We start from the raw sequence: 17460 nt of genomic DNA, 5'->3' as shown, positions 1-17460 counted from the left end.
GGTCAGATCCCTTTTCCACGGGAAAAGGGATCTGACCCCGATCACGCAGAAACGACGCAGACCCCAAAGAAAAACGCCCTCGAAGCAGCACTTCGAAGGCGATTTCTCTACTTGGTAGCGGGGGCAGGATTTGAACCTGCGACCTTCGGGTTATGAGCCCGACGAGCTGCCAGACTGCTCCACCCCGCATCAGAAGCGGAATTATGAGCGGTTGCTCCAAAAACTGCAAGCTTCCCCTCATTCATCAAATCGGTTGGCGCCGATCCGAAGTTGGTAGCGGGGGCAGGATTTGAACCTGCGACCTTCGGGTTATGAGCCCGACGAGCTGCCAGACTGCTCCACCCCGCACCGGAAGTGTTTGAACTGCTGCCCTGCTCTTTCGAGGGGGGCTACCGCAACGATGTTCTGGCTGAACCGCTGCAGTGACAACTCAGGCTGCGCATATTACACGAATCGCGCAGCTTTGTGTCAACTTTTATGCAAGATGCGCAAATGCCTGCTGGCACCAGACCATGATCGGGTTCCAGGCCAGGCCCAAGGCCAGCAGCGCCAGGGCATTGACACCCAGCACCACACCCAGCACGCGGTCGTTGTTGCGCGGCATGGCCTCGCCCACCGGCTCATCGAAGTACATGACCTTGATGACGCGCAGGTAGTAGAAGCAGCCGACCACGGCGCACAGCACGCCCAGGATGGCCAGCCACAGCAGGCCGCCGTTGACGGCCGCGCCCAGCACCGCCAGCTTGGTCCAGAAGCCCAGGAACGGCGGGATGCCGGCCAGCGACGCCATGATGCACAGCACCAGGCCGGCCATCCACGGGTTGCGGGCATTGAGGCCCTTGAAGTCCTCGATGTTCTCGGCTTCAAAGCCGGCACGCGACAGCGCGATGATCGCGCCGAAGGCGGCGGTCGACATGATGGCGTAGGCCAGTGCGTAGAACAGCGCAGCGGCATAGCCCTGTGCGCCACCACCGGCGATGCCCATCAGCAGGAAGCCGATGTGCGAGACGGTGGAGAACGCCAGCATGCGCTTGAGATTGCTCTGCGCGATGGCCATCAGGTTGCCGATGACCAGCGAGACTGCGGCCAGGCCGGCGATCAGCAGCTGCAGTTCGGTCGACAGCGGACCCACGCCCATTTCCAGCAGGCGGTAGGCCATGCCGAAGGCGGCCAGCTTCGGCGCCGAGCTGATGAACAGTGCGATCGGTGCCGGGGCACCCTGGTACACGTCCGGCAGCCACATGTGGAACGGTGCGGCACCCAGCTTGAAGGCGACGCCGGCGATCATGAACACCGCACCGGTGATCAGCAGCACGCGCTCTTCCGAGTGCGGGATGGCGTCACGGATGACGTCCAGGTGCAGGCTGCCGGTAGCGCCGTAGATCAGCGACATGCCGTACAGCAGCAGGCCAGAGGCCAGCGAGCCGAGCACGATGTACTTCATCGCCGCTTCCGAGGCCAGGCCGTTTTCGCGGTTGCTGGCGACCAGGGCGTAGGAGCACAGCGCCAGCAGTTCCAGGCCCAGGTAGACCATCAGCAGGCTGCCGGCCGACACCAGGATCATCATGCCGGCGGTGCCGAACAGGATCAGCACCGGGATCTCGCCCTGGAACAGGTTGCGCTCACGCAGATAACGCCAGCCGTAGACCAGGGTCAGGCCGCTGAGCAGCACGATCCCGGTCTTCATCACGTCCGCGGCGGTATCGCGCACGAACATGCCATGGAAGACCTCGCCCTGCCCGCCCACGCCGGTGGTCAGCATGAACAGCACCACGGCCAGCGCAGCGAGCGAGAACAGGTGGGTGACGATCTTGTTCCGGTTGCTGACGAACAGGTCGAGGATCATCAGGGCGAAGGCGCTGCCGATCAGCACCAGCTCGGGAGCGAGCGGTGGCAGGTCAGCGGCGGTCAATGGCAGCAGCGGCGAGGTGGTCATCATCAAATCCTGGAATTACAGCAGCTTGCTGGATGCGATCTGCATCGCCAGCTTCGCGATCGAGGGCTCCATCAGGTCGGTCAGCGGCTTGGGATAGATGCCCAGGGCCAGCACGCCGATGGCGAACACGCCCAGCACCAGCCATTCGCGGCCGTTGATGTCCTTCAGTTCGGCAACATGGCTGTTGGCCACTTCACCGAAGAAGATGCGCTTGTACAGCCACAGGGTGTAGGCGGCGCCGATGATCAGGGTGGTGGCCGCGCCCAGCGCGATCCACGGATTGCGCTGGAAGGCCGACAGGATGACCATGAACTCGCCGACGAAACCGCTGGTACCGGGCAGGCCCGCGTTGGCCATGAAGAACAGCATGGCGAAGGTGGCGAACCACGGCATCACGTTGACCACGCCGCCGTAATCGGCGATGCGGCGGCTGTGCATGCGGTCGTACAGCACGCCGACGCAGGAGAACATCGCGCCGGACACGAAGCCGTGCGAGATCATCTGCACCATGGCGCCCTGCAGGCCCAGGCGGGCGGCATCGGCGTTGCCGGCTTCACGCACCAGCCACAGGGCAATGAAGGTGCCCAGGGTGACGAAGCCCATGTGCGCGATCGACGAATAGGCGATCAGCTTCTTCATGTCGTCCTGCACCAGGGCGACCAGGCCAACGTAGATCACTGCGATCAACGACAGCGCGATCACCAGCCAGGCCCATTCCTGCGAAGCGTCCGGGACGATCGGCAGGTTGAAGCGCAGGAAGCCATAGCCACCGATCTTCAGGGCGATGGCGGCCAGGATCACCGAACCGGCGGTCGGCGCTTCCACGTGGGCGTCCGGCAGCCAGGTATGGACCGGGAACATCGGCACCTTGACCGCGAAGGCGATCAGGAACGCGAAGAAGATCCAGGTCTGTTCCTTGGCCGACAGCGGCAGTGCATACAGGTCGGCCAGCTGGAAGCTGCCGCCCTTCATGTACAGGTAGATCAACGCCACCAGCATCAGCACCGAGCCGAGGAAGGTGTACAGGAAGAACTTCAGCGCAGCGTAGATGCGGCGCGGGCCACCCCAGACACCGATGATCAGGAACATCGGGATCAGCATGGCTTCGAAGAACACGTAGAACAGCATCGCATCCGTCGCCGCGAAGATACCGACCGTGACGCCTTCCAGGATCAGGAAGGCCGCCACGTACTGGTTCACGCGCTTGTCGATGGCGCTCCAGGCGCCGATCAGGGCAAGCACGCTGACCAGGGTGGTCAGCAGGATCAGCGCCACGGCAATGCCGTCCACGCCCAGGTTGTAGCCGATCTTGTACGCCGGGATCCAGGCATGGGTCTCGACGAACTGCAGACCGTCGATGCCCGCGTTGTAGCCGCTCAGCAGCGAGAGGCTCGCCACGAACGTCAGCACCGCTACGCCCAGCGACGCCCAGCGGGCGGTCTGCGCATCACGGATCGCAAGGATCAGGGCGCCACCGATGATCGGCAGCCAGATGAGGACACTGAGTAGAGGCCAGTTCGACACGTCTTCTTATTCCGTACAGGTCATCAACGCAGGTAATGCATCAGCACGCCCAGCAGGGCAATCAGGCCGATGATCATCGCGAAGGCGTAGTGATAGAGGAAACCGGATTGGGTACGACGCAGCACGCCGGCTGCAACGTCCACAACACGTGCCGAGAGATTGACCACGCCGTCGACGATGTTGCTGTCGATCCAGCGCGAGACCTTGCCCAGCTTGACGCTGCCACCGGCAAAGCCATCGATCCACAGCTTGTCGAAGCCGTACTTGTTTTCCAGCACCGACACCAGCGGAGCGAAGGTCTTGCGCGCCTTGCCCGACAGGTCCGGCTTCCACAGGTAGAACAGTGCGGCCAGCAGGAAGCCCGCAACGGTCAGCATGAACGCCGGAGCCATCATGCCGTGCAGCGCGAAGGCGACCGGGCCGTGGAACTCCTCACCCAGGAAGCCGATGGTGTTCTTGGCCGGATCGTAGAAGTCGACGATTCCGGTGAAGAACGTATGCGCCTGGCCCTTGATGGCATCGTGGGCATGATGGCCGGCCCAGTCGGTGCCGTACAGCATCGGACCGATGCTGAAGAAACCGATGGCGATCGACGGGATGGCCAGCAGGATCAGCGGCAAGGTCACCACCCACGGGGTTTCGTGCGGCTCATGCGGACCGTGGCCATGGCCGTGGTCATCGTGATGCGCATCGCCGTGGTGGGCGTCGGCGGCGTGGTGAGCGTCATGGCCGTGAACATGATCGTCATGATGCACGTCGCGGAAACGCTCCTTGCCGTGGAAGGTCAGGAACAGCAGGCGGAAGCTGTAGAAGCTGGTGACGATCACGCCACCCAGCACTGCCCAGTAGCCGTAGGTGGCCACCCAGTTGTCGGACAGGTGCGCGTGCAGCTCGGCGGCCTCGATGATGGTGTCCTTCGAGTAGAAGCCGGAGAAGAACGGCGTACCCACCAGTGCCAGCGTACCGATCCACATGGTGATGAAGGTGATCGGCATGTACTTGCGCAGGCCACCCATCTTGCGCATGTCCTGCTCGTGGTGCATGGCAATGATGACCGAGCCGGCACCCAGGAACAGCAGCGCCTTGAAGAAGGCGTGGGTCATCAGGTGGAACACGGCTGCCGAGTAGGCCGACACGCCCAGTGCAACCGTCATGTAGCCCAGCTGCGACAGCGTGGAGTACGCGACGACGCGCTTGATGTCGTTCTGCACGATACCGATCAGGCCGGTGAAGAACGCGGTGGTGGCACCGATGAACAGCACGAAGTTCAGCGCGGTCTGCGACAGCTCGAACAGCGGCGACATGCGGGTGACCATGAAGATACCGGCGGTCACCATCGTCGCGGCGTGGATCAGTGCCGAGATCGGGGTCGGGCCTTCCATCGAGTCGGGCAGCCACACGTGCAGCGGGACCTGGGCCGACTTGCCCATGGCACCAATGAACAGGCAGATGCAGATGACGGTAGCGATCGACCAGATCACCGGCTCGTTGAGCAGCTGCATGCCCAGGATCGTGCCGTCCCAGATCTGCAGCTGGGCGCGCGGATCAGCCAGCATGCCGGCCTGCGAGAACACCTGCGAGTAGTCCAGGGTGCCGAACACCCACAGCACGCCGGCGATGCCGAGCAGGAAGCCGAAGTCGCCGACGCGATTGACCAGGAACGCCTTCATGTTGGCGAAGATCGCGGTCGGGCGCTTGAACCAGAAGCCGATCAGCAGGTACGACACCAGGCCCACCGCTTCCCAGCCGAAGAACAGCTGCAGGAAGTTGTTGCTCATCACCAGGGTGAGCATCGAGAAGGTGAACAGCGAGATGTAGCTGAAGAACCGTTGGTAGCCTGGATCGTCCTGCATGTAGCCGATCGTGTAGATGTGGACCAGCAGCGACACGAAGGTCACCACCACCATCATCATCGCGGTCAGCTTGTCGACCATGAAGCCGACGTGGGCCGAGTACTGGCCGACTTCGAAGAACGTGTAGATGTTCTGGTTGAACGGCTGTGCGCCGCCCCACAGCAGCTGGTAGAGCGTGTACATCGACAGGCCGCAGGCCACCGCGACGCCGAGGATGGTGATGGTCTGCGCGCCGAAGCGCTTGACCTGGCGACCGAACAGGCCGGCGATGATGCTGCCGAACAGCGGCGCAAGCACCACTGCGATCAACAGACTCTTGGAGAGAGTGATTTCCATCTGTGGATCAGCCCTTCAACGAATCGACTTCGCCGACATTGATCGTGCGGCGGGTACGGAACAGGGTCACCAGGATCGCCAGGCCGATGGCGGCTTCCGCGGCGGCGACGGTCAGGATGAAGAACACGAACAGCTGGCCGGACGGATCGCCCAGCTGGCGCGAGAAGCCGACGAAGTTGATGTTCACCGACAGCAGCATCAGTTCGATCGACATCAGCAGGACGATGACGTTCTTCCGGTTGAGGAAGATGCCGGCCAGGCTGATGGCGAACAGCACCGCGCCAAGCGCAAGGATGTGGCCAAGGGTAATCACGGCTGGGTCTCCTCGCCGGTGGCCGGCTTGCTGTTGCTGTGCACGACCGGTGCTTCGGCACCCATCTTGACCATGCGCAGGCGCTGGCCGGCCTTGACCATGGTCTGCTCGCCCGGGTTCTGGCTCTTGACGCCGGTACGGCGGCGCAGGGTCAGCATCACGGCGGCAACCACGGCCACGGTCAGGATGACGGCGGCGAACTCGAACGGCAGCAGGTACTCGGTGAACAGCGTGCGTGCCAGCCAGGTGATGTTGGAACTGTCGGCGGCGACCGCAGCGGCGTTGTCGGCCGGGAACGGCGTGACCGAGCGTGCCTTGACGCCGATCAGGATCAGCATCTGCGCCAGCATCGCCACCGCGACGATGAGGCCGACCGGCAGGTAGCGCACCCAGCCCTCACGCAGCTTGGTGGGGTCGATGTCCAGCATCATCACCACGAACAGGAACAGCACCATCACTGCGCCGACGTAGACCAGCACCAGGGCCACGCCGAGGAACTCGGCCCCCACCAGCAGCCACACGCAGGCAATGGAGAAGAAGGTCAGCACCAGGCAGAGCACGGCGTGAACCGGGTTGCGCACGCTGATCACCGCACCGGCCGAAACCGTTGCCGCGATGGCGAACACCCAGAAAGCGATATTTACCCAATCCATCTCTCGACCTCAGCGGTAAGCGGCATCGGCGGCACGACGCTCGGCGATCTCGGACTCGAGACGGTCGCCAAGGGCCAGCAGCTGCGGCTTGGTAACGATGTTTTCGCCACGGTTCTCGAAGTGGTACTCGAGGATGTGGGTTTCGACGATCGAGTCCACCGGGCAGCTTTCTTCGCAGAAGCCGCAGAAGATGCACTTGAACAGGTCGATGTCGTAGCGGGTGGTGCGGCGGGTGCCGTCCTCGCGCTTGGCCGAGTCGATGGTGATGGCCAGCGCCGGGCACACCGCTTCACACAGCTTGCAGGCAATGCAGCGCTCTTCGCCGTTGGGATAACGGCGCAGGGCGTGCAGGCCACGGAAGCGCGGCGACTGCGGGAACTTCTCCATCGGGTACATCATCGTGTACTTCGGCTTGAAGCTGTACTTCAGCGTCAGCCAGAGGCCGGCCAGCAGTTCGAGCAGCAGCAGGCTCTTGAAGTAATGGGTAATCCTGTTCATCACTTAGACGCCCTTTTGAATCACGCCGAAGAACACCATGACGGCGGTAACCGCGATCCACAGAATGGCCAGCGGGATGAAGACCTTCCAGCCCAGGCGCATGATCTGGTCATAGCGGAAGCGCGGGAAGCTGGCACGGAACCAGATGTAGGCACTGGCGAAGAAGAACACCTTGACGAACAACCACGGTGCACCGCCCTTCCAGATCCAGTCGACCAGCGGCGAGACATTGCCGAAATCGACCCAGCCCTGGACCGGGCTCAGCCAGCCGCCCAGGAAGAAGATCGAGATCAGGAAGCTGATCAGGATCATGTTCGCGTATTCGGCCAGGAAGAACAGGGCGAACGCACCGCCGGAGTACTCGACCATGTGGCCGGCAACGATTTCCGACTCGCCTTCCACCACGTCGAACGGCGCGCGGTTGGTTTCAGCCACGCCCGACACCCAGTAGATGACGAACAGCGGGAACAGCGGCAGCAGGAACCAGTCGAAGAAGCCGGAACTGCCGGCCTGCGCAGCGACGATGTTGCTCAGGTTCAGGCTGCCCGAGGCGATCATCACGCCGACCAGGGCGAAGCCCATGGCGATTTCGTAGCTGATCATCTGCGCCGAGGCGCGCATGGCGCCCAGGAACGCGTACTTCGAGTTGGACGCCCAACCGGCCAGGATGATGCCGTAGATGCCCAGCGAGGTCATCGCCAGCAGGTACAGCAGGCCGGCGTTGGCATTGGACAGCACGATCTGCGAATCGAAGGGCACCACCGACCAGGCCGCGAAGGCCGGGGCCAGGGTGATCAGCGGGGCCAGCAGATAGATCGCCTTGTTGGCGCTGCTCGGCTGGACCACTTCCTTGAACAGCAGCTTGAAGACGTCGGCGAAGGCCTGGAAGATGCCCATGCCCACGTACATCGGGCCGTGGCGGACGTGCATCCAGCCGATCAGCTTGCGTTCCCAGACCACGTAGAAGGCCACCGAGATGATCACCGGCACGGCGATCACCAGGATCTTCAGGATGATCCAGATCAGCGCGCCGATGTCACCGAGGCCCAGCAGCCACTGGTGCAGCGGGTCGACCGCGTTCAACAGCAATTCGTTCATGCAGCCACCACCGATACGCGAGCGGCACCCAGCGGCGCGGTCGCGCCGTGGCCCGATTCAATCCAGACCGAACCCGCAGCGACGCGGGCGTCGACCACCACCGGCAGGGTGGCCTTGCCGGCGTCGGTGCCGACCTTGGCCATCTGCCCTTCCTGCAGCTGCAGGCGAGCGGCATCTTCTGCGTTCAGCACGATGCGCGGGCCGTTGTTGAGCGGATGCGACTGCAGTGCCGGCGCGCGACGGACCACCGCATCGGTGCGGTAGATCGCGGCGGTCGAAGCCACTTCCAGGCCTTCACCGGCAACTGCCGGCTGCGCCGAAGCAGCGACGGTGACCGACACCGGGGCCAGGCTGGCACGCAGGCCGGCCAGGTCGGTGAAGTCGAAACCGGCCAGGGCCATGTCGCCGCCCAGTGCGCGCAGCACGCGCCAGCCTTCGCGGGCCTCGCCCGGCAGCTTGCCGCCGGCACGGGCCGACTGCTCGCGACCATCGAGGTTGGTCAGGGTGGCATCGATTTCCGGCAGCGCACCGATCGGCAGGATCACGTCGGCAACGTCGCGGGTCGAGGCGCAGGCGAACTGGCTGAAGGCCACCACCTGGGCACCGGCCAGCGCCTTGCGGGCGGCCGGGGCGTCGGCGAAGTCCAGGCCCGGCTCAAGGCCGTACACCACGTAGGCCTGGCGCGGCTGCGCCAGCATCGCGGCGACGTCCTTGCCAGCCGGCAGCACGCCGGCGCGGGTCAGGCCAACGGCGTTGGCGCCCTGCGGGATGCGGCACAGCTTGGCACCGGTAGCTGCAGCGAAGTCACGCGCGGCAGCGCGGATCGCGGCAGCCTGCGGGTGGTTCTCGGCGATGCCACCAACGATCAGCACGGTGTTGTTGCCGCCCTGCACTGCCGAACGCAGCTCGGCGTTGGCCAGCGCGTCGACGAACTTCGACGGGGCAACGATCTGCTTGCCGGCGACACTGAAGGCGAAGTCGAAGTCCACCGGATTGACGACGTGGATCTTCGCGCCCTTGGTGGTCTGCGCCTTGCGCAGGCGAGCGTGCAGCAGCGGCAGTTCGTGGCGGATGTTGCTGCCCAGGACCACGATGCGGTCGGCGCCCTCGATCTCGGCCAGCGGCAGGCCGAACACTTCGGCGGTTGCGGCGTCGGAGAAATCGCGGTTGTTGATGCGGTGGTCGATGTTGCCCGAGCCCAGGCCCTTGGCCAGGCGGGCCAGCAGTGCGCCTTCCTCGTTCGAGGTCGACGGGTGCACCAGCACGCCCAGGTTGTCGCCCTGGTTGGCCTTGAGGATTTCGGCGGCCGCGGCCAGGCCTTCGGCCCAGCTCACTTCCTTCCACTCGCCGTTGACCTTGCGCAGCGGCTTGACCGCACGGTCTTCGCTGTACAGGCCCTGGTGCGAGTAGCGGTCACGGTCGGACAGCCAGCACTCGTTCACGGCTTCGTTGTCGCGCGGCACGGTGCGCAGCACTTCGCCGCGACGCACGTGCAGGAACAGGTTCGAACCCATCGCGTCGTGATAGCCCAGCGACTCGCGCGCGGTCAGTTCCCACGGGCGGGCGCGGAACTGGAACACCTTGTTGGTCAGCGCGCCGACCGGGCAGACGTCGACGACGTTGCCGGACAGCTCGGTGGTCAGCGGCTTGCCGTCGAAGGTACCGATCTGCAGGTTCTCACCGCGGTACATGCCACCCAGTTCGTAGGTACCGGCAACGTCGGCGGTGAAGCGGACGCAGCGGGTGCACTGGATGCAGCGGGTCATCTCGGTGGCAACCAGCGGACCCATGTCCTCGTCAAGCACCACACGCTTGCGCTCGTTGAAGCGGCTGACCGAACGGCCATAGCCCAGCGACACGTCCTGCAACTCGCACTCGCCGCCCTGATCACAGATCGGGCAGTCCAGCGGGTGGTTGATGAGCAGGAACTCCATCACCGAGCGCTGGAACTTCAGCGCCTTCTCGCTGCGGGTGGCGACCTTCATGCCGTCCATCACCGGGGTGGCACAGGCCGGCGCCGGCTTCGGCGACTTCTCCACGTCCACCAGGCACATGCGGCAGTTGGCGGCGATCGGCAGCTTCTCGTGATAGCAGAAGCGCGGAATCGGAATGCCGGCCTTGTCGGCCGCCTGGATGATCATCGAGCCCTTGGGCACGACCAGCGACTTGCCATCGATCTCGATGGTGACGTGATCGGGTGGGACGCTCGGATTTACGGGTTGCGCGCTCATGCAGCGGCTGCCTCCACCTTCTTGCCGTCAACCATCGAATGACCGTTGACGATGTAGTACTCGAACTCGTCCCAGAACTGGCGCAGGAAGCCCTGGATGGGCCATGCAGCCGCTTCGCCGAACGCACAGATGGTGTGGCCTTCGATCTGCCCGGCCACTGCCTTCAGCTGGTGCAGGTCTTCCATCGTGGCCTTGCCGGCGACGATGCGCTCCAGCACGCGGTGCATCCAGCCGGTGCCTTCACGGCACGGGGTGCACTGGCCGCAGGATTCCTTGTGGAAGAACTGGCTGATGCGGCAGGCGAACTTGACGCAGCAGACGCTGTCGTCGAGCACGACGATCGCACCCGAGCCCAGGCCGGAGCCCAGCGCACGGATGGTGTCGTAGTCCATCGGCAGGCCCTTCAGCTCGGCCGCGGTCAGCACCGGCATCGACACGCCGCCCGGGATCGCGCCCTTGAGCTTGCGGCCCGGACGCAGGCCACCGGCCATTTCCAGCAGGTCGTCGAAGGTGGTGCCCAGCGGTACTTCGAAGTTGCCGCCGTTCTGCACGCAGCCGGACACCGAGAAGCACTTCGGGCCGCCGTTGGCGGTCAGGCTCAGGCCCTTGAACCACTCCGGGCCGTTGCGGATGATCGCCGGTACCGAACCATAGGTTTCGGTGTTGTTGATCGTCGACGGCTTGCCGTACAGGCCGAAGTTGGCCGGGAACGGCGGTTTGTAGCGCGGCTGGCCCTTCTTGCCTTCCAGCGATTCCATCAGCGCGGTTTCTTCGCCGCAGATGTACGCGCCGGCGCCCAGCGCGCCGTAGATGTCGATGTCCACGCCGCTGCCGAGGATGTTCTTGCCCAGCCAGCCGTTCGCATAGGCGTCGGCCAGGGCCTGCTCGAAGTGCTCGAACGGCTCGTGGTGGAATTCACCGCGCAGGTAGTTGTAGCCCACGGTCGAACCGGTGGCGTAGCAGGCGATCGCCATGCCTTCCACGACCGAATGCGGGTTGTAGCGCAGGATGTCGCGATCCTTGCAGGTGCCCGGCTCGGATTCGTCCGAGTTGCAGAGGATGTACTTCTGCATGTTGCCCTTGGGCATGAACGACCACTTCAGGCCGGTCGGGAAGCCGGCGCCACCGCGGCCGCGCAGGCCCGAGGCCTTGACCATCTCGATGACCTGCTCCGGCGGGATCTTCTCTTCGAGGATCTTGCGCAGGGCAGCGTAGCCACCGGTCTTCAGGTAGCTTTCGTACGACCACGGGGTGTCGTAATGCAGGGTGGTATAGACCACCTGGTGCGGCAGCGGCGCGGGGCCGACCGGACCCTTGGATTCGTGGTGATGTGCCATGCCCTTACTCCAGCCCGTCCAGCAGCTCGTCGACCTTTTCCAGGGTCAGACGCTCATGGTAGTGACCGTTGATGACCATCATCGGCGCGCCACCGCAGCCGGCCAGGCACTCTTCCTCGCGCTTGAGGTAGACGCGGCCGTCAGGGGTCGATTCACCGTGCTTGATGCCCAGCTTCTTCTCGCAATGGCGCACGATGTCCTCGGCGCCATTGAGCCAGCAGCTGATGTTGGTGCAGATGGCCACGTTGTTGCGGCCCACCTTCTCGGTCTCGAACATCGAGTAGAAGCTGGCGACCTCGTAGGCCCACACCGGCGGCAGGTCCAGGTACTTGGCCACGCCGGCGATCAGCTCGTCGGTCAGCCAGCCCTGGTTCTGCTCCTGGGCCGCATGCAGGCCCTGCAGCACGGCAGAGCGCTTGCGGTCCGGCGGGAACTTGGACAGCCAGTGATCGATGTGAGCGCGGGTCTTGTCGCTCAGCACCACCATCGGGTCGACGTCGCGCGCCGCCTCGAAATTACCTGTCGCCTTCATCGGCCGACCTCAGCGAAATGCATAACGTGAAATTCCAGAAACTGCGGCGCCGGCTTGCGCCGGCTGCCTGCAGCGGGCGTTGGCGTGGCGGACGGCATTACCGGTCAACCTCGCCGAACACCAGGTCGTAGGTGCCGATCATCGCCACCACGTCAGCCAGCATGTGGCCGCGCACGACCGAATCGATCGAGGACAGGTGGGCGAAGCCCGGCGCACGCAGGTGCACGCGGAACGGCTTGTTGGCGCCGTCGGAGACCAGGTAGCAGCCGAATTCACCCTTCGGGGCTTCCACCGCCGAGTAGGTCTCGCCGGCCGGCACGCAGTAGCCTTCGCTGAACAGCTTGAAGTGGTGGATCAACGCTTCCATGTCGTCCTTCATGTCCTCGCGCCTGGGCGGAGCGACCTTGAAGTTCTTCACCATCACCGGGCCCGGGTTGGCCTTCAGCCAAGCCACGCACTGCTTGATGATGCGGTTGGATTCGCGCATTTCGGCAACGCGGACCAGATAGCGGTCGTAGCAGTCGCCTTCCTTGCCCAGCGGGATGTCGAAATCGACGGCATCGTACTTGGCGTACGGACGCTTCTTGCGCAGGTCCCAGGCAATGCCCGAGCCGCGCAGCATCACGCCGGTCATGCCCCACTGGTGGGCCAGTTCGGGAGTGACCACGCCGATGCCGACGGTACGCTGCTTCCAGATACGGTTGTCGGTCAGCAGGGTTTCGTATTCGTCGATGCGCTTGGGGAACTCGACGGTGAAGTTCTCCAGGAAGTCCAGCAGCGAGCCTTCGCGCGAAGCATTGAGCTGCTTCAGCGCCTTGCCCTTGTGCCAGCGCGATTCCTTGTACTTCGGCATGTGGTCCGGCAGGTCGCGGTAGACACCGCCCGGACGGTAGTACGCCGCGTGCATGCGCGCGCCGGAAACCGCTTCGTAGCAGTCCATCAGCTCTTCGCGTTCGCGGAAGGCGTACAGCATCACCGCCATCGCGCCCAGGTCGAGCGCGTTGGAGCCCAGCCACATCAGGTGGTTGAGGATGCGGGTGATTTCATCGTACATGGTGCGGATGTACTGGGCACGCTCCGGCGCCTCGATACCCATCAGGGTCTCGATCGCGCGCACGTACGCGTGCTCGTTGCACATCATCGACACGTAATCCAGGCGATCCATGTAGCCGATCGACTGGTTGAACGGCTTGGACTCGGCCAGCTTCTCGGTACCACGGTGCAGCAGACCCACGTGCGGGTCGGCGCGCATGATGGTTTCACCGTCCATTTCCAGGATCAGGCGCAGCACACCATGAGCGGCCGGATGCTGCGGGCCGAAGTTCATGGTGTAGTTGCGGATTTCCTGCCGGCTTTCGGCGGCGTTGCTGGCGAATGCTTCGCCGGCCTGGTGTACGTGGCTCACTTCACTGCCTCCTGCGCGCGCTCACCTTCTGCGGTCTGCAGACGGGCGTCGTCGCGGATCACGCGCGGCACGCCGACGCGCGGCTCCACCGAGCTGACCGGTTCGTAGATCACGCGCTTCTTTTCTTCGTCGTAGCGGACTTCGACATTGCCGATCAGCGGGAAGTCCTTGCGGAACGGATGGCCGACGAAACCGTAGTCGGTCAGGATCCGGCGCAGGTCCGGGTGGCCTTCGAAGATCACGCCGTACAGGTCGAACGCCTCGCGCTCGAACCAGTTCAGGCCCGGCCAGATGTCGGTCAGCGAGGACACCACCGGCAGTGCTTCGTCAGGGGCGAAGCAGCGCAGGTGCATCATCAGGTTGTGCTGGTAGGAACGCAGCTGCGCGACCACCGCAAAGCGCTGGGTCGGCATGTGCTGCGGGCGGGCACCGTCGGCACCGTTTTCCTCGGTGGGGAACTCGCCCCACGCGAAGCGGCCCTGGGCCTTGCCTTCGACGCCTCGGCTGAAGCCCTGCGAGGACACGTCAGCGGTGTCCCATTCGTCGGAGCCATAACCGAGGTAGTCGACGCCGCACAGATCCACGGCCTGCTCGAAACCAAACTCGTCACGCAGCGCCAGGGCGGTGGCGTGCCACTCGGCGGCAGGCACTTCCAGCGTCACTTCGCCGCGGGGTTCGACCACGATGACCTTCGCACCAGCGAAACGTGCGGAGAGTCGGTCGATGAAGGATGCTTGCTCTGCCATGGGGGCTTGGCGCGCTCTAGTCAGGTGAAGGGGTCAGCGGGCGATGGTCTGTGTACGCCAGATCTTCTTCTGCAGCTGCAGGATCCCGTACACCAGCGCCTCGGCGGTCGGCGGGCAGCCCGGGACGTAGACGTCCACCGGCACCACGCGATCACAGCCGCGCACCACAGAATAGGAGTAGTGGTAGTAGCCGCCACCGTTGGCGCAGCTACCCATCGAGATGACCCACTTCGGGTCCGGCATCTGGTCGTAGACCTTGCGCAGCGCCGGGGCCATCTTGTTGACCAGGGTGCCGGCCACGATCATCACGTCGGACTGACGCGGCGACGGGCGGAACACCACGCCGTAGCGGTCCAGGTCCAGGCGCGCGGCGCCGGCATGCATCATCTCGACCGCGCAGCAGGCCAGGCCGAAGGTCATCGGCCACATCGAGCCGGTGCGCGCCCAGTTCAGCAGTGCGTCGACGCTGGTGGTGACGAAGCCCTTTTCCAGCAACGGGTTGTCGCCTTCCGGCCGCAGGATGTCATCAACCCGGCCTTCCGGCGACGGGTTGTTCATGAGGCCATCGAGAGTCTGAATCACTCCCATTCCAGCGCTCCCTTCTTCCAGACGTAAATGAAACCGAGGAACAGCATGCCGACGAACAGGCCCATGGTGACCAGCGAACGGGCGCCCAGTTCCATGAAGACCTGGGTCCACGGCACGATGAAGATGATTTCCAGGTCGAAGACGATGAACTGGATCGCGATCAGGTAGTAGCGCACGTCGAACTTCATGCGCGCGTCTTCGAAGGCTTCGAAGCCGCACTCATACGGCGACAGCTTTTCCAGATCGGGGCGGCGGGGACCGAGGAATCGACCAACCAGCATCAGCGTAACGCCGATACCGGTGGCAACGATCAGAAACAGCAGAGACGGCAAATATTCGGCCAGCACAGCGATTCTCTCTTGCCTCTGCCGCCGCGCCTGCAGGCGCTTTGGCATGGGGGAGTGGACGGGAACCTGCCTGGCGCCTTGCGCGCCAGACGAACCCGCTTTACTTACAAATGGTGCCCAAGAGGGGACTCGAACCCCTACGACTTGCGTCGCTACCACCTCAAGGTAGTGCGTCTACCAATTCCGCCACCTGGGCAAACGATCACATCAGACTATCTTTCCGATGCGCCGCGTATTGTAACCGGCTTCAGTCTTTCTGGGAGCCTTCTGAAGGCTTTTCTTCACCAGAAACCGAAGATTCCGCCTGAGCCGGCACATTCGCGGCCGGAACCGGGGCTGCCGGGACCGCATCGGCCTTCGGGACGGCCGGCAGCTCGCCCGCCGGAGCCGCCGGAGCAGCCGCTGCCGGGGCGGACATCAGACCCAGATCCTGGTCGGCTGCCGGACGGGTGCCGTGACCGGCATACCAGGCCATGAAGAGGCTGATGCCAAAGAACACGACAGCCAGCCACTTGGTCGACTTGGACAGGAAGTTCGAGGCGCCACGCGCACCGAACACCGTACCCGAGGCACCAGCACCAAAGCCCGAACCTGCCGCCGCACCCGAGCCACGCTGCATCAGGATCAGCGCGATCATGGCCACAGCGACCAGCACGTAGACGACATTGAGGATCAACATCAGCATTGGAAACCGCCCTCGGACAATACTTCTAGGATTAGTTCGCGGCCGCCGCCCGTGCGATGGCCAGGAAGTCCGCGGCCACCAGGGAGGCGCCGCCGACCAGCCCACCATCGACATCCGGCTGCGCGAACAGTTCCCCGGCATTGTCGGGCTTCACGCTACCGCCGTAAACAATGGGCAGTGAATCGGCGATTCTAGCATCGATACGCGCGACTTCGCCACGGATGAACGCGTGCACCTGCTGCGCCTGCTCCTTGCTGGCGGTACGGCCGGTGCCGATGGCCCAGACCGGCTCGTAGGCGACCACGGCGTTGGCGAAACCGGCCGCACCGACCAGTTCCAGTACCGGCGCCAGCTGGCTGGCGATGACCGTTTCGGTCTGCCCGGCCTCTCGCTGTTCCAGGGTCTCGCCCACGCACAGCACCGGGACCAGGCCGGCATGCTGGGCAGCGGCGAACTTGCGCGCGACCAGCTCGCTGCTTTCATGGTGGTACTGGCGGCGCTCGGAATGGCCGACCAGGCCATAGCGGGCCCCGACCTCGACCAGCATGGCCGCGCAGACTTCGCCGGTGTAGGCGCCCTTCTCGTTGCTGCTCACGTCCTGTGCGCCAAAGGCCAGGCCGGTCGCGCCGAAGTCCTCGACCAGCTCGCCCAGGTACGGCAGCGGGGGCAGGATCACCACGTCCACGCCCTCCAGCGGCAGCCCGGCGGCCACCTGCCCCAGCAGTTCATTGGCGAATTGACGGCTGCCATGCAGCTTCCAGTTTCCGGCGACGATCTTGCGGCGCATGAGCGGGTGGCTCCTGTGTGAAGTCAGCCGGTCATGATACCCGTTGCGGCAAAAATCCGTTTCCTTGTAAGCGGTTACATGGATTTTCAGCCAACGGCGCAGCCCCTCGTGGCCGGGGTCGGGTTGGTCGAGGAGAGCCCGGCTAGATCTGGGGCTTGGCCGGGCGGGTAGGACTGCGCAGGGGGCGCTGCAAGTACGTCCATGCAAGCTCGATCGCCGCATCCATGCGGCTCACGCCCCTGCGCAGCCCCACCCGCCCGGCCTCTGACACAGTCCGGCGGTTCCGCCCGCCACGGAAAGAAAAAAGAAGAACAAGAGCAAAGGCAAAAGCTGCATTCCGGGTTGATGCTGGCTGGACCAACCCCCTGCCCCACTTCGATCCGAGAGATCTCATCCACGCATGGCGTGGATCTACCGTGTCGACCAAGGTCGATACACACCGGGAATCGCGATTTACCCGCCGTCACCGGGAAGCTGTCGGGGGTGGGGCGGTGTGAGTTGGCAGGACCGTTGGCGCCATGGGCCCGAGGCATGCCTCGGGCGGGTTGGGCAGGACGCCCAACCCCGGTCTTGCCGTGTGCGCAGGACAGC

General features: G+C 64.3%; 16 protein-coding genes and 3 tRNA genes. All 19 read right to left on the bottom strand.

Going from position 1 to position 17460, the window contains the following annotated elements; translation table 11 throughout:
• Nucleotides 1-112: 112 nt before the first annotated feature.
• The 19 genes from ABGA94_RS10415 to tpiA all read right to left on the bottom strand — a co-directional run bounded on the left by ABGA94_RS10415 (nt 113) and on the right by tpiA (nt 16869).
• Nucleotides 113-189, bottom strand: a tRNA-Met gene (locus ABGA94_RS10415).
• An 82-nt stretch (nt 190-271) separates the two neighbouring features.
• A tRNA-Met gene (locus tag ABGA94_RS10410) sits at nt 272-348 on the bottom strand.
• Nucleotides 349-475: 127 nt separating this feature from the next.
• On the bottom strand, nt 476-1936 hold the full coding sequence (nuoN, locus tag ABGA94_RS10405) for an NADH-quinone oxidoreductase subunit NuoN (protein ID WP_134955828.1): 1461 nt from the start codon (nt 1934-1936) through the stop codon (nt 476-478).
• Between the two features lie 15 nt (nt 1937-1951).
• Nucleotides 1952-3460 carry an NADH-quinone oxidoreductase subunit M gene (locus ABGA94_RS10400; protein ID WP_005410452.1) on the bottom strand — a complete coding sequence of 503 codons (1509 nt, stop codon included), beginning with the start codon at nt 3458-3460 and terminating at the stop codon, nt 1952-1954.
• 23 nt (nt 3461-3483) lie between these two features.
• The gene (gene nuoL / locus ABGA94_RS10395) at nt 3484-5649 is read right to left on the bottom strand and encodes an NADH-quinone oxidoreductase subunit L (protein WP_262221128.1); all 2166 of its coding nucleotides are present in this window, start codon (nt 5647-5649) and stop codon (nt 3484-3486) included.
• Between the two features lie 7 nt (nt 5650-5656).
• Nucleotides 5657-5962, bottom strand: a complete 306-nt coding sequence (nuoK, locus tag ABGA94_RS10390) for an NADH-quinone oxidoreductase subunit NuoK (RefSeq protein ID WP_005417921.1) — start codon at nt 5960-5962, stop codon at nt 5657-5659.
• Entirely contained in the window at nt 5959-6615 is a 657-nt protein-coding gene (locus ABGA94_RS10385; protein WP_005417923.1) for an NADH-quinone oxidoreductase subunit J, read from the bottom strand. The genes nuoK and ABGA94_RS10385 overlap by 4 nt, the downstream gene beginning before the upstream one ends.
• Before the next feature lie 9 nt (nt 6616-6624).
• Nucleotides 6625-7113: an NADH-quinone oxidoreductase subunit NuoI gene (gene nuoI / locus ABGA94_RS10380; protein ID WP_005417924.1), complete on the bottom strand. Its 489-nt coding sequence runs from the start codon at nt 7111-7113 to the stop codon at nt 6625-6627.
• Between the two features lie 3 nt (nt 7114-7116).
• A complete protein-coding gene (gene nuoH, locus ABGA94_RS10375) occupies nt 7117-8211 on the bottom strand; it encodes an NADH-quinone oxidoreductase subunit NuoH (RefSeq protein ID WP_065186670.1) in 1095 nt (364 codons plus the stop codon).
• On the bottom strand, nt 8208-10442 hold the full coding sequence (gene nuoG, locus ABGA94_RS10370) for an NADH-quinone oxidoreductase subunit NuoG (RefSeq protein ID WP_375367214.1): 2235 nt from the start codon (nt 10440-10442) through the stop codon (nt 8208-8210). The genes nuoH and nuoG overlap by 4 nt, the downstream gene beginning before the upstream one ends.
• Nucleotides 10439-11779, bottom strand: coding sequence for an NADH-quinone oxidoreductase subunit NuoF (gene nuoF / locus ABGA94_RS10365; protein ID WP_005417934.1), 1341 nt, complete (start codon nt 11777-11779; stop codon nt 10439-10441). Before nuoF ends, nuoG begins: the two co-directional genes overlap by 4 nt.
• 4 nt (nt 11780-11783) lie before the next feature.
• Entirely contained in the window at nt 11784-12311 is a 528-nt protein-coding gene (nuoE, locus tag ABGA94_RS10360) for an NADH-quinone oxidoreductase subunit NuoE (RefSeq protein WP_005410460.1), read from the bottom strand.
• A gap of 97 nt (nt 12312-12408) precedes the next feature.
• A complete protein-coding gene (locus tag ABGA94_RS10355) occupies nt 12409-13716 on the bottom strand; it encodes an NADH-quinone oxidoreductase subunit D (RefSeq protein WP_005417935.1) in 1308 nt (435 codons plus the stop codon).
• The gene (locus ABGA94_RS10350) at nt 13713-14462 is read right to left on the bottom strand and encodes an NADH-quinone oxidoreductase subunit C (RefSeq protein WP_262221126.1); all 750 of its coding nucleotides are present in this window, start codon (nt 14460-14462) and stop codon (nt 13713-13715) included. The genes ABGA94_RS10355 and ABGA94_RS10350 overlap by 4 nt, the downstream gene beginning before the upstream one ends.
• Nucleotides 14463-14495: 33 nt before the next feature.
• A complete protein-coding gene (locus ABGA94_RS10345; RefSeq protein ID WP_005417936.1) occupies nt 14496-15050 on the bottom strand; it encodes an NADH-quinone oxidoreductase subunit B family protein in 555 nt (184 codons plus the stop codon).
• Nucleotides 15041-15397 carry an NADH-quinone oxidoreductase subunit A gene (locus tag ABGA94_RS10340; protein WP_005417937.1) on the bottom strand — a complete coding sequence of 119 codons (357 nt, stop codon included), beginning with the start codon at nt 15395-15397 and terminating at the stop codon, nt 15041-15043. The genes ABGA94_RS10345 and ABGA94_RS10340 overlap by 10 nt, the downstream gene beginning before the upstream one ends.
• A gap of 111 nt (nt 15398-15508) precedes the next feature.
• Nucleotides 15509-15593: transfer RNA gene (locus ABGA94_RS10335), tRNA-Leu, on the bottom strand.
• Between the two features lie 51 nt (nt 15594-15644).
• On the bottom strand, nt 15645-16082 hold the full coding sequence (gene secG / locus ABGA94_RS10330; protein ID WP_005417938.1) for a preprotein translocase subunit SecG: 438 nt from the start codon (nt 16080-16082) through the stop codon (nt 15645-15647).
• 31 nt (nt 16083-16113) lie between these two features.
• Nucleotides 16114-16869, bottom strand: a complete 756-nt coding sequence (gene tpiA / locus ABGA94_RS10325) for a triose-phosphate isomerase (RefSeq protein ID WP_005417939.1) — start codon at nt 16867-16869, stop codon at nt 16114-16116.
• Nucleotides 16870-17460 lie beyond the last annotated feature (591 nt).

Source organism: Stenotrophomonas sp. 3diitr2024 (assembly GCF_042136455.1).
Classification (GTDB): Bacteria; Pseudomonadota; Gammaproteobacteria; order Xanthomonadales; family Xanthomonadaceae; genus Stenotrophomonas; species Stenotrophomonas sepilia.
The sequence above is the reverse complement of the archived record's forward strand: the minus strand, read 5'-3'. Positions and strand labels throughout refer to the sequence as shown.